13 protein-coding genes are annotated in these 15,171 nt (G+C 69.8%); 8 read left to right on the forward strand and 5 right to left on the reverse strand.

From position 1 onward, the window contains the following. Positions 1-360: 360 nt before the first annotated feature. Both AB0L71_RS17855 and AB0L71_RS17860 read left to right on the forward strand, forming a co-directional pair. On the forward strand, positions 361-1,173 hold the full coding sequence (locus AB0L71_RS17855; protein ID WP_365243678.1) for an RNA polymerase sigma factor: 813 nt from the start codon (positions 361-363) through the stop codon (positions 1,171-1,173). Continuing rightward, on the forward strand, positions 1,173-2,411 hold the full coding sequence (locus AB0L71_RS17860) for a hypothetical protein (RefSeq protein ID WP_365243559.1): 1,239 nt from the start codon (positions 1,173-1,175) through the stop codon (positions 2,409-2,411). The genes AB0L71_RS17855 and AB0L71_RS17860 overlap by 1 nt, the downstream gene beginning before the upstream one ends. A 271-nt stretch (positions 2,412-2,682) precedes the next feature. Here AB0L71_RS17860 and AB0L71_RS17865 read toward each other — a convergent pair whose 3' ends face one another. Then, the gene (locus AB0L71_RS17865) at positions 2,683-3,594 is read right to left on the reverse strand and encodes a L,D-transpeptidase family protein (RefSeq protein WP_365243561.1); all 912 of its coding nucleotides are present in this window, start codon (positions 3,592-3,594) and stop codon (positions 2,683-2,685) included. Between the two features lie 214 nt (positions 3,595-3,808). Between AB0L71_RS17865 and AB0L71_RS17870 the strand changes: the two genes are divergently transcribed. The 3 genes from AB0L71_RS17870 (at position 3,809) to leuE (ending at position 6,805) form a co-directional block, all read left to right on the forward strand. Continuing rightward, positions 3,809-5,389 (forward strand): methylmalonyl-CoA mutase family protein, encoded by a 1,581-nt coding sequence (locus AB0L71_RS17870; RefSeq protein WP_365243562.1) that lies wholly within the window; start codon positions 3,809-3,811, stop codon positions 5,387-5,389. Between the two features lie 103 nt (positions 5,390-5,492). Then, positions 5,493-6,074, forward strand: a complete 582-nt coding sequence (locus AB0L71_RS17875; protein ID WP_365243564.1) for a Uma2 family endonuclease — start codon at positions 5,493-5,495, stop codon at positions 6,072-6,074. Positions 6,075-6,136: 62 nt separating this feature from the next. Continuing rightward, positions 6,137-6,805 carry a leucine efflux protein LeuE gene (leuE, locus tag AB0L71_RS17880; RefSeq protein ID WP_365243566.1) on the forward strand — a complete coding sequence of 223 codons (669 nt, stop codon included), beginning with the start codon at positions 6,137-6,139 and terminating at the stop codon, positions 6,803-6,805. Here leuE and AB0L71_RS17885 read toward each other — a convergent pair. Continuing rightward, on the reverse strand, positions 6,792-8,219 hold the full coding sequence (locus AB0L71_RS17885) for an FAD-dependent monooxygenase (RefSeq protein ID WP_365243568.1): 1,428 nt from the start codon (positions 8,217-8,219) through the stop codon (positions 6,792-6,794). The two genes, leuE and AB0L71_RS17885, sit on opposite strands and share 14 nt — an antisense overlap. Before the next feature lie 38 nt (positions 8,220-8,257). Between AB0L71_RS17885 and AB0L71_RS17890 the strand changes: the two genes are divergently transcribed. Next, the gene (locus AB0L71_RS17890) at positions 8,258-8,902 is read left to right on the forward strand and encodes a TetR/AcrR family transcriptional regulator C-terminal domain-containing protein (protein ID WP_365243570.1); all 645 of its coding nucleotides are present in this window, start codon (positions 8,258-8,260) and stop codon (positions 8,900-8,902) included. 45 nt (positions 8,903-8,947) lie between these two features. On the opposite strand, the gene AB0L71_RS17895 is transcribed toward AB0L71_RS17890, so the two are convergent. Continuing rightward, positions 8,948-10,171 carry a helix-turn-helix domain-containing protein gene (locus tag AB0L71_RS17895; RefSeq protein ID WP_365243572.1) on the reverse strand — a complete coding sequence of 408 codons (1,224 nt, stop codon included), beginning with the start codon at positions 10,169-10,171 and terminating at the stop codon, positions 8,948-8,950. 560 nt (positions 10,172-10,731) lie between these two features. On the opposite strand from AB0L71_RS17895, the gene AB0L71_RS17900 reads away from it, so the two are divergent. Then, positions 10,732-11,070, forward strand: coding sequence for a hypothetical protein (locus AB0L71_RS17900; RefSeq protein ID WP_365243574.1), 339 nt, complete (start codon positions 10,732-10,734; stop codon positions 11,068-11,070). Positions 11,071-11,201: 131 nt separating this feature from the next. Here the strand turns inward: AB0L71_RS17900 and AB0L71_RS17905 are convergent, their stop codons facing one another. Together AB0L71_RS17905 and AB0L71_RS17910 are read right to left on the reverse strand one after the other, a co-directional pair. Continuing rightward, the gene (locus AB0L71_RS17905) at positions 11,202-12,578 is read right to left on the reverse strand and encodes a polysialyltransferase family glycosyltransferase (protein ID WP_365243576.1); all 1,377 of its coding nucleotides are present in this window, start codon (positions 12,576-12,578) and stop codon (positions 11,202-11,204) included. Next, the gene (locus AB0L71_RS17910; RefSeq protein WP_365243578.1) at positions 12,575-13,564 is read right to left on the reverse strand and encodes a glycosyltransferase family 2 protein; all 990 of its coding nucleotides are present in this window, start codon (positions 13,562-13,564) and stop codon (positions 12,575-12,577) included. The genes AB0L71_RS17905 and AB0L71_RS17910 overlap by 4 nt, the downstream gene beginning before the upstream one ends. A gap of 209 nt (positions 13,565-13,773) precedes the next feature. On the opposite strand from AB0L71_RS17910, the gene AB0L71_RS17915 reads away from it, so the two are divergent. Next, on the forward strand, positions 13,774-15,126 hold the full coding sequence (locus AB0L71_RS17915) for a DUF6716 putative glycosyltransferase (RefSeq protein WP_365243580.1): 1,353 nt from the start codon (positions 13,774-13,776) through the stop codon (positions 15,124-15,126). Positions 15,127-15,171 lie beyond the last annotated feature (45 nt).

Consider the following 15,171-nt stretch of genomic DNA (forward strand, 5'->3'; position numbering starts at 1 on the left):
TCGGCTGGGACGGAACGGACCGGCTGAACACTCGGCCGCGTTGGTCACGTGTTGGTTGCTCGGAGCCCCCGTGGCCCGCATATCGCCTGGTCGGAGCGGGGGAGAAAACGAGGACGACCGGGGCCGCCACCCCCCACAGGAGAGGCCCCGGTCGTCTTCCGCGGGGCCGTAGGACGACCCCGTACTTCTCTCAGCGCCATTGCTTCGATTTCTGTCACACCGCCCCGGTGCCGGACGAAAATCGCAGGTTGCACAAGCCATGGACGCAACCCCCGCAAAGGACGTAGCGTGCTGAGTCGCGCAGGGTGGCGCGGCAGTGATGACCAGCTGCGATTCGGAACAGCAGGACAGGTTGAGGGAGTGCTGGGGGACGACGCGGAGCTCACGGCCGCGGTGCTCGCGGCTCAGGACGGGGACGAGGACGCCTTCCGTACTGTGTACCGCGCTGTGCAGCCGCGACTGCTGGGCTACCTGAGGACATTGGTGGGGGATCCGGACGCCGAGGACGTGGCGTCCGAGTCCTGGCTGCAGATCGCGCGTGACCTCGACCGGTTCAGCGGCGACGCCGACCGTTTCCGGGGCTGGGCGGCGCGGATAGCCCGTAACCGCGCCCTGGATCATCTGCGGATGCGCGGCAGGCGCCCCGTGATCGGCGGCGACGAGTCGGAGCTGTCGGAGCGGCCGGCCGAGTCCGACACCGCGGGCGAGGCGATGGAGGCCCTGGCCACCGGACGCACGATGTCGCTCATCGCCCAGCTGCCGCAGGACCAGGCCGAGGCCGTGGTGCTGCGGGTGGTCGTCGGCCTGGACGCGAAGAGCGCGGCCCAGACGCTGGGCAAGCGTCCGGGCGCGGTACGCACCGCGGCCCACCGAGGACTGAAGCGGCTGGCCGAACTGCTGCGTGCTGAAGGCCCGGACGGGGCGGACAGCGCGGAGAGCCGATCCGGCGACGGGGACGGCGAGGGCGGCGACGGCCCTGTCGGACGTGTCGCGGGCACCGCCGCGGACCGTGCTGCCGCGGGCGACCGGGCTGGTGCGCCCGCTCCTCGCGCCCGTGCGACAGGCCGACAGGCGGGACTCCCCATCGTGCCCGCCCCACGCGCCCACCGTGACGGTCTGACAGCGCCGGCCGGTGTGACGCATTCGCGGCCGTGGACGCAGAAGGACATGTGATGGCCGACGAGCAGTACGCATGGCTTGACCAGGACGCCGTGGAGAGGCTGCTCCGCGGCGAGCCGGTCGACCCCATCGGCGGTCATCCGGGTAGACAGGCGGAGACACTCGCGGCAGCCCTCGACTCCGTCAGACGGGCGGCGCGCCCTGCCACGGGCGAACTGCCGGGCGAGAACGCGGCACTGGCCGCCTTCCGCACCGCGCACTCCGCGCGCGCAACGGCGCGGGCGTCCGACCCGGCCATGCCGGGACAGGCACCGCGGACGGCCGGTCCGGCACCGGCGGACGTGTGTGCGGCCGAGCCTGACGTGCTCGCGTACGAGTCGGCCGAGGTCCTCGAACCGGTATACATCCGTCCCGCCGCCGCGGGCGCCGCTCCGGAGCGCACCTCTTCCACCGCGGCCTCCCGACGCCCTCGTGCCCTGGGCTGGATCGGCCCCGTCCGTTTCGGCCTGGTCGCCTCCTTCGCGGGGTGCGTGTTCGGCGGCGCGGCCCTGGCCGCCGGCACCGGAATGCTCCCGGAGCCCTTCGGCGGGCGTACCCCCGTACCGGCGGCCTCCGTCTCCGCCGCCGCGCCCTCCGGCGGGCTCGGCCCGGCGGGCGGCACCGGAGGGGACTCGTCCGCTCGGCTGCCTGCCTCCCCGGGGACGAGTACCTTCTCGGGCAGCGAGGGCCGATCCACCCCCGGGGACGACCTGACGGGAGGAGCAGCAGGCGAGGGCGAGGACCGCGAGCGCGACGCCGACCGCACGCCGGACGGCACGGTGAACGCGTCCCCGTACAGCAGCTCCGATGGTTCGGGGACCGGCACCTCTGGCGGCCGGTACACCAAGACGCTCCAGGCCTGCCGGGACTACCGCAACGGGGAGCTGGACGACAGCCGCAGAAGGTTCCTCGAAGCGCAGGCGAAGGGCGCCCGCAACGTGGCACGGTTCTGCGACCAGCTGACCGGCACGAGCAGCCAGAACAGTCCGTCCAGCCAGAACAGTCCGTCCAGCGGCAACAGCAACAGCAACAGCAACAGCAATGGCAACAACGGCACTGGCGGCGGCAACGCCCAAGGCGACGAGGACGAGGACGAGGACGAGGACGACGGCCAAGGCCGGCCGGCCCACCGCAACGGCGCGGGAAGGAAGGACAGCCGCTCCGAGGCCTTCCCGGCGGCCAGGTCCATGACCTCGACGCCCCGGTCGTCCGGGGCAGAGGCGTCCTTCGGTACGGCTGGATCACGCCGCTGAGCGGCCCGCGCACCGCACTGTCCCGGGCCGTACACCCCGAGGTGTGACGTTTTCCGAGCCCCTGACGCAGTACATATTGAGCCGACTGGTCATCGGCGCGCGCGGAGCCCGGGTTCCCCCCGTACCTGCGGCTCGGCGCATTCGGCGCGGGCGGGGCACGTTCCCCCGGTCCCGTCCGCGCCCCCACTCGCACGGCCGAACGGGGCTCGGCGCTCTCCTCCGGTTCGCGCCGGGCTCGCGTGATCCGGAGCGTGATCCGGACGACATGGCCCTACCCGTAGACGACGACCTTGTCGCCGGTCCTCACCTGGTCGAAGAGCGCAGCGATCTTCCCTTCGTCGCGGACGTTGACGCAGCCGTGCGAGGCACCGCTGTACCCCCGGGCCGCGAAGTCCGCCGAGTAGTGCACCGCCTGGCCGCCGCTGAAGAACATCGCGTACGGCATGGCCGTGTGGTAGATCGTCGACACATGGTGCCGTGACTTCCAGTACACGGAGAAGGTGCCCTCCCGGGTCGGCGTGTACTGGGAGCCGAAGCGCACGTCCATCGACGACAGGACACGGCCGTCGATCATCCAGGACAGGGTCCGGCTGTTCTTGCTGATGCAGAGCACCCGTCCCGTCATGCAGCGCTTGTCCGGTTTGCCGACGGGCCGGGTGGTCGGCGGATGCAGCTCGGCAGCCGTCGGCGCGTGCGTCATGCCGAGCAGCTTCTGCCAGGTGAGGGTGTCCGTCCTGCCCGTAGCGACCAGACCGCGCTTGCCCTGGAAGGAGCGGACCGCGGCGACCGTGACGGTGCCGTAGTAGCCGGTGGGGGAGCGGTCGAAGTGGCCGATCTGCCGCAACCGGGCCTGGAGTTCCCGTACCTGCCGGCCCTCGGAACCACTCTTCATCAGGACCGTGCCCTGCGGGTCCCGCTGCGGCGTGGGCGTCTCGGTGGCCCGCGGCGACGACGGCGACGCCTCCGGGGAGGGCGGCCGCGACGTGGCGGGCTTGGCGTCGTCGGTCGCGGTGCCCCGGGGCGTGGTGGACGGGGCCGCGGGCGCTCCGTCGACGGTCTCCGGCGTGCAGCCGACGGTCGCGGCGGCCAGGGCGAGAACGGCGAGTGCGGCGAGTGCGGCCGTGGTCGCCGCCCGGCCCCGTGGCCCGTGCTGCTTCGTGTGTCCGATGGTGCTCCGTAACATCTCGGCCCCTGCCTCTCCGGCTCTTCGTCCCGTTCACTGGGACGGAATCCTGGCCTGCCCGGTTGCCGAAACCCGCGCATGATGGGGGAGCGAGGGCGTGGAGGAGGGCTGTGAGCAAGCTCCCAGCCTGTGCCCCTCCAACGACCGTGCACCCGCCGCTACAGTCCGTCGCGGGGACACTTGAACTGGGCAGCTTCAGTGGGAGGCACAGCAGATGACGCGCGAGTCGGAGTCGGGACTGCCGATCGAGCCGGTGTACGGACCGGACGCACTCGACGGGTGGGACCCCGACGAGAAACTGGGCGAACCGGGTGCCTATCCCTTCACGCGCGGTGTCTACCCCTCGATGTACACCGGCCGCCCGTGGACGATGCGCCAGTACGCCGGTTTCGGTACGGCCACCGAGTCCAACGCCCGCTACAAGCAGCTGATCGCCAACGGCACGATGGGCCTCTCGGTCGCCTTCGACCTGCCCACCCAGATGGGCTACGACTCCGACGCGGCGATCGCGTCCGGTGAGGTCGGCAAGGTCGGCGTCGCGATCGACTCGATCGACGACATGCGGGTGCTGTTCGGCGGGATCCCGCTGGACAAGGTCTCCACGTCCATGACGATCAACGCCCCGGCCGCGCTGCTCCTGCTGATGTACCAACTGGTCGGCGAGGAACAGGGCGTTCCGGCGGAGCAGCTCACCGGCACCATCCAGAACGATGTGCTCAAGGAGTACATCGCGCGCGGCACATACATCTTCCCGCCCGCGCCCTCGCTGCGGCTGATCGCCGACATCTTCAAGTACTGCCGGGCCGAGATCCCCAAGTGGAACACCATCTCGATCTCCGGCTACCACATGGCGGAGGCCGGTGCCTCGCCCGCGCAGGAGATCGCGTTCACTCTCGCTGACGGCATCGAGTACGTCCGTACCGCCGTCGCCGCCGGCATGGACGTCGACGACTTCGCCCCGCGCCTGTCGTTCTTCTTCGTCGCCCGCACCACGATCCTCGAAGAGGTCGCCAAGTTCCGTGCCGCGCGCCGGATCTGGGCGAGGGTGATGAAGGAGGAGTTCGGCGCGAAGAACCCCAAGTCGCTGATGCTGCGCTTCCACACCCAGACCGCGGGCGTCCAGCTCACCGCCCAGCAGCCCGAGGTCAACCTGGTGCGCGTCGCGGTCCAGGGACTGGCCGCGGTCCTCGGCGGTACGCAGTCGCTGCACACCAACTCCTTCGACGAGGCGATCGCCCTGCCGACGGACAAGTCGGCCCGCCTCGCCCTGCGTACGCAGCAGGTCCTGGCGTACGAGACGGACGTCACGGCCACCGTCGACCCGTTCGCGGGTTCGTACGTGGTCGAGTCGATGACCGACGCCGTCGAGGCCGCGGCCCTGGAACTGATGCACAAGGTCGAGGACATGGGCGGTGCGGTCCACGCGATCGAGCACGGCTTCCAGAAGAACGAGATCGAGCGCAGCGCCTACCGCATCGCCCAGGAGACCGACAGCGCCGAGCGCGTCGTGGTCGGCGTCAACCGCTTCCAGCTCGACGAGGAGGAGCCGTACGAGCCCCTGCGCGTCGACCCCGCGATCGAGGCCCAGCAGGCGGCCCGGCTGGCGAAGCTGCGTGCCGAGCGTGACCAGGGCGTGGTCGACGAGGCGCTGGCCCGGCTGAAGAAGGCGGCCGAGGGCACGGACAACGTCCTGTACCCGATGAAGGACGCCCTCAGGGCACGGGCGACGGTGGGCGAGGTCTGCGACGCGCTGCGCGAGGTGTGGGGGGCCTACGTGCCCACGGACGCGTTCTGATGTCCGAGGACGTCTGAGGGGGCCCTCTCGATCGGGTGAGCCCGAGCGGAATCCGGGCGGCGCCGCCTACTCTTGTATGGAATGTTCCCGAAAGGAGGTTTCCGTGGCCGTGATACTGCACGAGATGACGACGGGCGAAGCTGCCGAGCGTCTCTCCGGTCAACTGCCCGGGCACCGAGTGGAGATCCTCAAGGGGAGCATTATCGTGACGCCGCCGCCGGATGGCCCCCATCAGGAAACTCTGTTCGATGTGGGCTACGCGTTCCGGCAGGCCGGTGGCTGGGAGGCCGGATTCAGGGCGGTCGCGGGAATCGGGCTGTGGCTGCCGACCGGACGTGACGACTACGCCATTCCCGATCTGGCGATCGTCGACGCCGACTACCGGGACGCGGTGGTCGAGAAGAACTGCTATGCGCCACACGTGTTCCGCCTGGTCCTGGAGGTCACCTCCTCGAACTGGGGCAACGATCTGGCCACCAAGGTGGAGACCTACGCCGAGGCCCGTATCCCGGAGTACGTCGTGGTCGACCGCAAGCATGGCCAGGTGCTGGTGTACTCGACGCCCGAGGGCGATGAGTACCGCACCTGCTCGACGTACAAGCGTGGCATGCGGCTGCCTTTCGCCTCGGACCTGGGCGTCAGTCTGGAGCTCTCCGTGGACCGACTCCTCGACGGCGAAGGCTGAGGCCCGGACGCCTGCCGAGACACCTGGACGGAGTGTCGCACTCACGTGCGACACTCCATCTCATGCTGGGTGTCATCGATCTTCCGACCTACCTCGTCGGCCTCGTGCTGATCGTTCTCCTGCCGGGGCCCAACTCGCTGTACGTGCTCTCCGTCGCGGCCCGCCGCGGTGTGCGGACGGGGTACGCGGCGGCGGCCGGTGTGTGGACCGGCGACACGGTGCTGATGACGCTGTCCGCGCTCGGCGCCGCCTCCCTGCTGCAGACCACGCCGGTGCTCTTCGCCGTCGTCAAGTACGCGGGCGCGGGCTATCTCAGCTGGCTGGCGATCGGCATGCTGCGGGCCGCGGTGTCGATGTGGCGCGAGCGGCACCGGCAGATCGCCGAGCTGACCGACGACACCGCGGACCACGGCGGCACGAGGGGTGCGGCGGAACGCCCGTACCGGCGGGCGCTGGTGGTCAGTCTCTTCAACCCGAAGGCGATCCTGTTCCTGATCTCCTTCTTCGTGCAGTTCGTCGACCCCGACTACGCCTATCCGGCGCTGTCCTTCCTGGTGCTGGGCACCCTGCTGCAGATCGCCAGCTTCCTCTACCTGTCGGCGCTGATCTTCGGCGGTACCCGTCTGTCCGAGGCGTTCCGCCGCCGCAAGCGGCTGTCGGCGGGGGCCACGTCGGCCGCCGGTCTGCTGTTCCTGGGGTTCGCGGCGAAGCTCTCGTTCAGCACGGTGTGAGCGTGGTGACGCCGAGCGGGGCCAGGTACGTGGCCAGGCCCGTGGTGTCCTCGCCCGCCCAGCCGATGTAGCCGTCGGGCCGGACGAGGAACAGGCCCTTTCCGTACGGCGCGTGGGCATCCGTGCGGTGTACACGGACCAGGGCGTCGTCGAACACCGGCAGTGCGGTGTCCGTGCCGACCGCCAGCAGGGTGAAGTGCGGTCCGCGGAACACGTCGAAGAGGCGCCGGCCCCCTGCCGTCGGCCCGTCCGGGGCGCGGTCACCGGAGTGCAGGGCGCCGGCCCGGCCCGCCGACAGCGGGCCCTCGCGGTAGCCGAGGCCCAGCTGCTGGACCGCGGCGCCGCGCTCCTGCCGGCCCTGGTGGATGCGGGTCGACAGGCCGAGCATGTCGGCCGCGACGGGGCGGCGTTCCGCCTCGTAGCTGTCGAGCAGGGCGACGGGCGCGCCGTGCCGCAGCACCTGGCCGAGTTTCCAGCCCAGGTTGTACGCGTCCTGGACGCTGGTGTTCAGGCCCTGGCCGCCCGCGGGGGAGTGCACATGCGCGGCGTCGCCCGCCAGGAAGACCCGGCCGTCGCGGAACCGGTCGGCCAGTGCGGCGCGCGGCCGGAAGTCGGAGGACCAGAGGACCTCGGTGACGTCCTGCTCCGTCAGATGGGAGCGGGCGGCGACCAGTGCGCGCACTCCGTCCGGGGATGTGTCGGGTGCCCCCTCCTTGAACTGGGCGACCAGCTGGAAGTCCGCCGTGCCGGGCAGCGGGCAGAGGCTGAGGAAGCCGTCCTCGCCGTTCATCAGGTGCCAGTTGAGCCGGTCCAGGGTGTCCTCGGCCAGCCGCACATCGGCGACCAGCATCGGTGCCGGGTCCACGGACTCGCCCGTCATCGCGATGCCCAGGGCGCGCCGGACCGTGCTGCGGCCGCCGTCCGCCGCCACCAGGAAGGAGGCCCGGACCGTTTCGGTGCCCAGGTGGGCCGTCACACCGTCCGCGTCCTGGACGAGTCCGGTCAGCGGGGTCGAGAACGCGACATCGCCGCCCAGTTCACGGAGCCGGGCGAGCAGGATCTCCTGGGTGCGCCACTGCGGCATCATCCACGGCTCCCCGTACGGCTCGGCCGGAGTCGGGGCCGCCCGCCGGAACATGTCGTGCTCCTGTTGCCGCGCCCCGTCCTGCCAGACCAGCCCGACCGGGGCCGGACCGCCCAGCTCGCGTACCGCGTCGCCCACCCCGAGATCGTCGAGGACCTCCCTGGTGCGCGGCTGGACGGACTTGCCGCGCGAGCCGGGAAAGAGGGCGGGTGCCTGCTCGACGACCAGGGCGCGCACGCCTCGGCGGGCCAGATCGCAGCCGAGGGCCAGGCCGCAGGGGCCTGCGCCGACGATCAGGACATCGAGTTCCTTAACGCTGTTAAGTTCCATGGTTCGGAGTCTGTGCTTAACGCTGTTAAATTGTCAAGGTGGGTACAACGAAGATCGACCGGGAGCGCGTGGCCGACACCGCGCTGCGGCTGCTGAACGAGGTGGGCCTCGACGGGCTCACCCTGCGCGCCATCGCCAGGGAGCTGGACGTCAAGGCGCCGGCTCTCTACTGGCACTTCAAGGACAAGCAGGCACTCCTCGACGAGATGGCCACGGTGATGTACCGCCGGATGCTCGACGAGGACCTGCCCGGCCCGACCCCGGAGCGCTGGCAGGACCAACTCGTCGCGTACCACCGCGCTTTGCGCACCGCGCTGCTGCGCTACCGGGACGGGGCGAAGGTCTACAGCGGCGCCAGGTTCACCGGCACCGACCATGCCGACAGCCTCGAATCCCATCTGCGGACGATGGTCGAGGCCGGCTTCGAACTGTGGCAGGCGGTCCGGGTGGGCACCACCGCCCACGCGTACACCCTGGGCTTCGTCACCGAGGAGCAGGGCGTCCAGCCGATGCCCGACGAGCGGCGCGACGGCTACGACATCGACGAGCGCGCCCGGCGGATGGCTCGGTATCCGCTTGCGGCCGCGGCCGGCGCCGAGATCTTCGCCCACTACGACGAACGCTTCGAGGACGGTCTCCAGCTGCTCGTCGCGGGCATCGAGGCGCGGTACGGGGTGCGGTGAGGCGGTGAGCGGGAGGTGCAGGTTGGTTCAGCTGATTCGATGCCTTCACATGGGGATGCCGGACACCTTGGAAAGCTTCAACAGCGCCGGGTTGCTCCGGCGGTGAAGCGATGCCAGTACGCGGAAAACCTCCCGGCCCATGGGGTGAATGCGGGCCAGCTGCGGAGCCACATCCCACGCAAGCGACAGGTTCTCCAGGGCCCCATCACGGTCCCCGACATCGAGTTGAGCCCGAGCCATGTTGATGGGCGTTGGGGCAATCCGAGTAGGCGGCAACCCTTCCAGGACACTGCTGATGTCGTCAGCTACGCGCAGAGCCTCACGGGGGCGCCCCAGGTCCAGGCGGGTGGCCAGAACGTGGGTGGTCGTGTTCTGAGGGCCAAAGATCATGCTGTGCCGGTTCCCATCCCTCGGGAACCACTCGGAGGCTTCCCACGCCGATTTGATGTGCCGTTCCGCTTCCTTCTTTCCTTCCTTCTTGTCCTTGAAGCGTCCAGCCAAGGTCATCCCCCGCAGGTTGAGGACTCCCACAGCAAAAGCCCGCTCCGGCCCTGACAGGCTGGCCTGTGCGTGGCTGATAGCCCGGTCGACGACCACGAGGCCGCCTTCAAAGTTTCCGCCGTTCAGGTACGTCCCCGCCCGATCCCTGGCAGCGATCGCCACACCCAGAGGATTCCTCTTCTGCTCAACGGCCCACCGCTGCCGAGTCACGGCCAGCTTTGCCATGTCCATCCACCTGTGCCGGGCGGCCAACCAATAGACGCTGCTGTAGACCTCGGAAAGAGCCATCCACGCATCTACTGTGTTGGCTCTGTGCGCATGCGTCGTGGCGTCCCTCAGAAGCCCTGGGAGCGTCGCCAGGAGCCGAGTCACCTCTACGTTGTCCCGGTACTGTCCAGCGGCCCCCAGAGAGGCGCTGAGGGCGTCTTCCTGGACGGCTTGGCGTCCAGGTAGGTCATAGTCCCGGATGGCCGACCGCAGTGCCGGTAGACGTTCTTCCTCGTCCTGTGGCACAGAGGCTTTCCCCAGGACCTCAGCCATGCTCAGGCCCATGGGCTTGCCCAAGTCGGCAGCCACGGCCGGAGTCAAGGTTCGGTCCCCTACTTCGATCTTGGACAGCAGGGAGACGCTGATGTTGGCACGCCTGGCTAACTGCCTCTGAGTGAATCCACGTTCCTTCCGGAGCGCAGCAAGATTCGCGCCCGGTGCCAGCTCGGTGGTCGTGCCCATGAGATCAGCCCTACCCAGGAAGACGGTCGCCAGAGCCATCGTCGCAAGCGATACGAGTAACCGCAGCAGGTTCTTTCATCCCTGAACCTCCAGTGTGCAATTCGTGTGCAAGTTCCCCGGTCCCCGTCGCCGTTGACTGGATGAAGTCACCAGCGAAAGGCGGAGGGCATGAACCAGGGAACTATGTGTGAGCCCGGTACGCCCGTGTTCGACAACGCCACTCAGCTGGTCGGTGTCGTTCAGGCCCGCCAGGGCCTCGTGCTGATCCTGATTCGCCCCTCCGGCCTCCGCTGGCAGACGCGCGCCGTGTCCGTACGCGCAGCCAACCACAGGGATCTGATCCAGCTTGCTGCTTTGACCCGACACCACCAGCAGGCACAGACCTTGGCGAAGCTGCGGAGGCGCGTGCACTCCCGATCTGTAACGACCGCCAGACGCCGGGAGTAGAGGAGTGCCCGGGGGCGGTTCGGATGTGTTCGGAAGGCCGTCGAGGTCGTGAACTTCGGCCTTGACGGTGGCGATCGCGAGGGTGATGCGGACGTGGTCGTGTTTCATTAAAGGTCGTCAATTTGTTCTGTCCCCATGGAACGATCGCCGGCATGGAGATCCTCAGGTATGTGTTCCTTGTCTTCCATCTCTTCGGGTTCGCCGCGCTCCTGGGTGGCTTCTTCTTCCAGCTGCGAGGGAAGGACCCGGTGACTGGCAGTTACATGACGAGCAGCGCGGTCGTCCAGCTGGTCACCGGTGCGGGCCTCATTTGGACCCGAATATCCCTGGATCTTCCGGTGGTTCACGCGAAGATGGGGGTGAAACTGGCCTTGGACGTCCTCGTGGCGGCGACAGCGCTGGTGGGCATGCGCAACAAGCAACCGTGGGCTTTCTACACCGTGGGGGTGTTCACAGCGGCCGCAGCCATCGTGGCCGTCGCGTGGAAGTAGTTCCCCAGCGGGTTCGTTGAAGCACATGCGAAGCACGAACTGTCCGTTTCGAGCTGCGCGGTGAGTTCGACGCGAACGCGGAGTTGCGCCGCCCGCACCGCCCGCCGCTCCTGCGCCCTCGCCCGCCACCCCTACAGCCGCACCACGCGCCGCCGCACCGACCGGGCCACCCTGCGTACCACCGCATTGCGCGGCAGGAAGGCGAGCTGTGCCGGGACCGCCCCCGGCAGGGCGAGCGAGGTGATGCGCCTGCGCTTGAAGTACCGCCAGGTCCTGGCGTCCAGGTGCGTCGAGAGGTACCGCTCGGCGGCCGGGCGCAGCCCCGGGTGGATCTTGGGCTGCATCGCGTATCCGACGGCCGCGGCCAGCCCGGTCAGGTCCTCCACCGCCGCCGGATCAGGGGGTGCCGCCTTCTCCACGGCCGCCCGGTCCGTCACCTCCGGCACCAGTGCGTCGACGAGGGTGACCGGGATGCGGTTGCTGTTCTCGTACGGGATGAGCCGGTCCAGCAGCAGCTCCGTACCGACCCGGGCCACCGGCAGCCCGTAGAACGCCGAAGCGGTGAGCAACGCCGTCGAGAAGCAGCCGACGACCAGCGCGGGCCGCATCGACCGGTAGAGCACCTCGGCCAGGACCGGGGCGGTGACCACCCCCGCGTCCAGCACCGTCAGTTCGACGCCGAGCCGCTCGGCCTCCGCGCTCATCGCCCGTGACCACTGCGCCGGGGCGGTGGGGTGCGGCTTGAAGACGATGCGGGTGTGACCGAGTCCGGCCGCGCCACGCATCATCCGCAGATGCAGGTCCTCCTCCTCGTCCGCACCGATAAGGCCCAGCGCGGACAGGTACTGGCCCAGCAGCAGGGCGGGCGCCTCCAAGGACGGCACACAGTCCTGGACCTCGGGTGCGTGCCCCAGTTCGGCGAGCACCTTGAGGAACACCTCGGTCGGCACGATCCGCGGCACCACCCCGAACTCCGTGAGCAGCAAAGGCTTCAGCCCCGGCACCAGGTCGAGATGGAGCAGCCGGCGCACCCGCGTACCGATCAGCGGGTCGATCTTGTTGCGGGTGGGGCCATAGCTCATCAGCCCGTCCGCGTACACATCGACCGGTGCGCCGGTAAAGATCTGGGTGACCGCCATCGCCGGGTTTACCTGGATCGACTCGACCGCGAGCTCGATGGCATCGTCACCGAGCCCCCAGGCCAGACGCAGATGCCGTTCCCACAGGGGCACGTCGTCGGGGCGGGGCGCCCAGCCGCCGGGGTGGAAGGGGGCGATCGTCGCGTTCCAGGACACCACGTCGTCGAAACGGGCGCGCAGCGCACCGAACCCCGGCATCGCGTCGACGGCGGGCGTGGTCTCCGGAACGGCCGCGTTGTTGGAGACCAGCAGGATGCGGCGGTCCGCGTCCGGGAAGCAGCCCGCGTCGAGCGCGGCGGCGAGCGTGGCGGTGCCGTAGAGGGTGGAGACGAAGAAGATCTGTGTGGTGCGGGACCGGGCGCCGTTCACGCGGCCGCCACCTCCTCGCCGCTCGCGAGGACCGGGCGGCGCCGCAGTCGGCGCAGCAGCGTGGCGCGCTGTACGTCCATCGAGTCGAGGACCTCGTCGAGCATCTGGTGCGGCATGCGCCTCAGTGCGGCCGCGCTCATCGATTTCAGTGTGCGGGCCACCGCGGGTTCGAACCTTTCGATCGAGGCCATGTGATGCGCAATGATGGCGCAGTAGGTACGGATTGCTTTTGGCAGGAGTTCCGATGCATCGGGGTCCGAGGTCGTTTCCTGAATGACCTGGTCGAATGCGCGAATGAAATCGAGCTGCCGCACATCGCCGATCTGGGTCAGCGAAGAGCTGACTCCGCGCCGGTAGAAAATTCCGAGAATTCCCAGCACCGCACAGGATTCGGCCTCGCGATGCAGCCGCCAGATCCACGGGCGGTCCTCCGCGGTGCGCAGTCCGTCCGTGAAGTGCAGCAGCCCGCGGTCCAGCAGCCGCCGGTGGTACAGCCCGGCCCAGGCGTACGGGTAGTCGACCGAGGTGGACCGCTCGGCGGGCAGGATCAGGTCTCTCGGGTCCAGGACCTCGTCGCGCCGGCCGTGCGGGACGCGGTGCACCGTACGGTTCCTGCCCTCGGCCCGGACATGGTCGGTACGGACGAAGTCGCAGCCCAGCGCCTCGGTCCGGGCCAGCAGTTCGGCGCAGTAGCCGGGCGCCAGCCAGTCGTCGCCGTCGAGGAACGCGAGGTACTCGCCGCGTGCCGCGTCCAGGCCGGTGTTCCGGGCGGTGGCCAGGCCGCCGTTCCGTTCGTGTCTGCGGACGACCACCCCCGGAATCTCGTCCTCGGCGCGGCGCAGCAGGTCCGCGGTCCCGTCGGTCGAACAGTCGTCGACGAGAATGAATTCGAAGTCCCCACGGGCGTTGGACCGCAGACTCCTCAGGGTGTCGGGGGCGTATGTCTGCACGTTGTAGAACGGCACGATGACCGAGAGCTTGACCACCCGCCTCACGTTAGGTGCGGGCCCGTCATATGCCTCGACCCCCGGAAGTCCGTCGGGTGAACGACGAATGTCGGAATGATGAACCGGACCGAATGGCATGGCAGGGATCCCTCTTCGGAAAACGGATTCGCCGGACGTCGGCGGGTTGTTAACCAGCTGTTGCCATGACGTTGGGCCGGGAATCGACCTGCTTTCCTAAGTTCTGAGGCGTGCCCCCACGTACCGATGGAACGACCGCCCTCCGGGTGGCCGTACTCGCAGATTCCGACACCCGGTGGAAATGGGGCGCGCTCACCGCGCGCCGTCTCACCTCCGGCACTTCAGACGACGGGCCGGCCCGGCGCGCCGAGATCACCGGACTGCTGCTGCGCGGCCGGGCCACCCCGACACCGCGCCAGCTCGCCGAGGTCGGCGACGTCGGTATCGACACCGGCCGGGTGCGCGAGGTGACCGCCGTCGACTTCCTGCACGAGGTGCGGGACGAGGGGTACGACCTCGTCGTGCTCGCCCTCGTCGGCGGAGCCGTCCAGGCGATGCTGCACGGTCTTGCCGCACTGCGGCTGCCGGTCAGGCCCGTCGTCGTCACCGGCTATGTCGGCGTCGTCTACGAGAAGCTCGCCGACGGACTCCTACTGCGGCACGGCGCGGACGTCGTCCTCGCCAACTCCCGCCACGACGCGGAGCGTTTCCGCGCGGTCTACGAGGGAGTGGGCGCCGACGCCTCGGCCGTCACGGAGGCCGCCCTGCCGTTTCTCGGCGGCGAGCCGCACCGCCCGCAGGAAGGGCGTGAGACGGTTGTCTTCGCCGCCCAGCCCTCCGTACCGGCCTCCCGCGCCGACCGCACCTATCTGCTGCGCAGGCTCGTCGAGCACGCCCGGCTGCGCCCGGACCGCGAGGTGCTGCTCAAGCTGCGCTCCAAGCCAGGCGAGCACACCACCCACATCGAGGAATTTCCCTACCAGCGGCTCGCGGACGGACTTCCTGGCGGTCTGCCGCCCAACCTGCGCCTGGTGTACGGGCACATGGGGGAGGTCCTGGACCGCACCGGCCTGCTGGTCACCGTCTCCTCGACCGCCGCGCTGGAGGCCCTGCACCGGCGCATCCCGACCGCGATCCTCACCGACCTCGGGGTCCGCGAGGCCCTGGGCAACCACCACTTCCTCGGCTCAGGACTGCTCACCTCCTGGGACCACCTGGACGGCGGTCACCTTCCGGAGCCCGACGGCGCGTGGTTGGCCGGCCAGGGTGTCGCCGCCGACGGCACGTACGCCGCCGCCTTCGACCGGGCCCGGGCCCGCGTCGACGCCCTGCTCGCCGCTCCCCGCCTGCCCGACCTCGCCCCGTACTACACACCCGCCACCGCCCCCGGCTACCTTCCCGCCGTCCTCGCCCGCCACCACCTGGCCCCCGACGGCCACCCGGTGCCCGGCGCCGGCCGGCCGCGCGGGACCGGCGGGCTGCGCGGCGCGGTCCGCGACGCGGTACGGGAAGCGGCCCGCGGCGCGTACCGGCAGGGCGTCCAGCGGGTCGCCCCCGTCATCCGGCGGATGGGCGAACTGTGACCACCGCACCCCCCACCTCCCTCCACCCCCGACCCCAGGAGCAGC

The sequence above is a fragment of the Streptomyces sp. NPDC052052 genome (genome assembly GCF_040680455.1).
Taxonomy (GTDB): Bacteria; Actinomycetota; Actinomycetes; order Streptomycetales; family Streptomycetaceae; genus Streptomyces.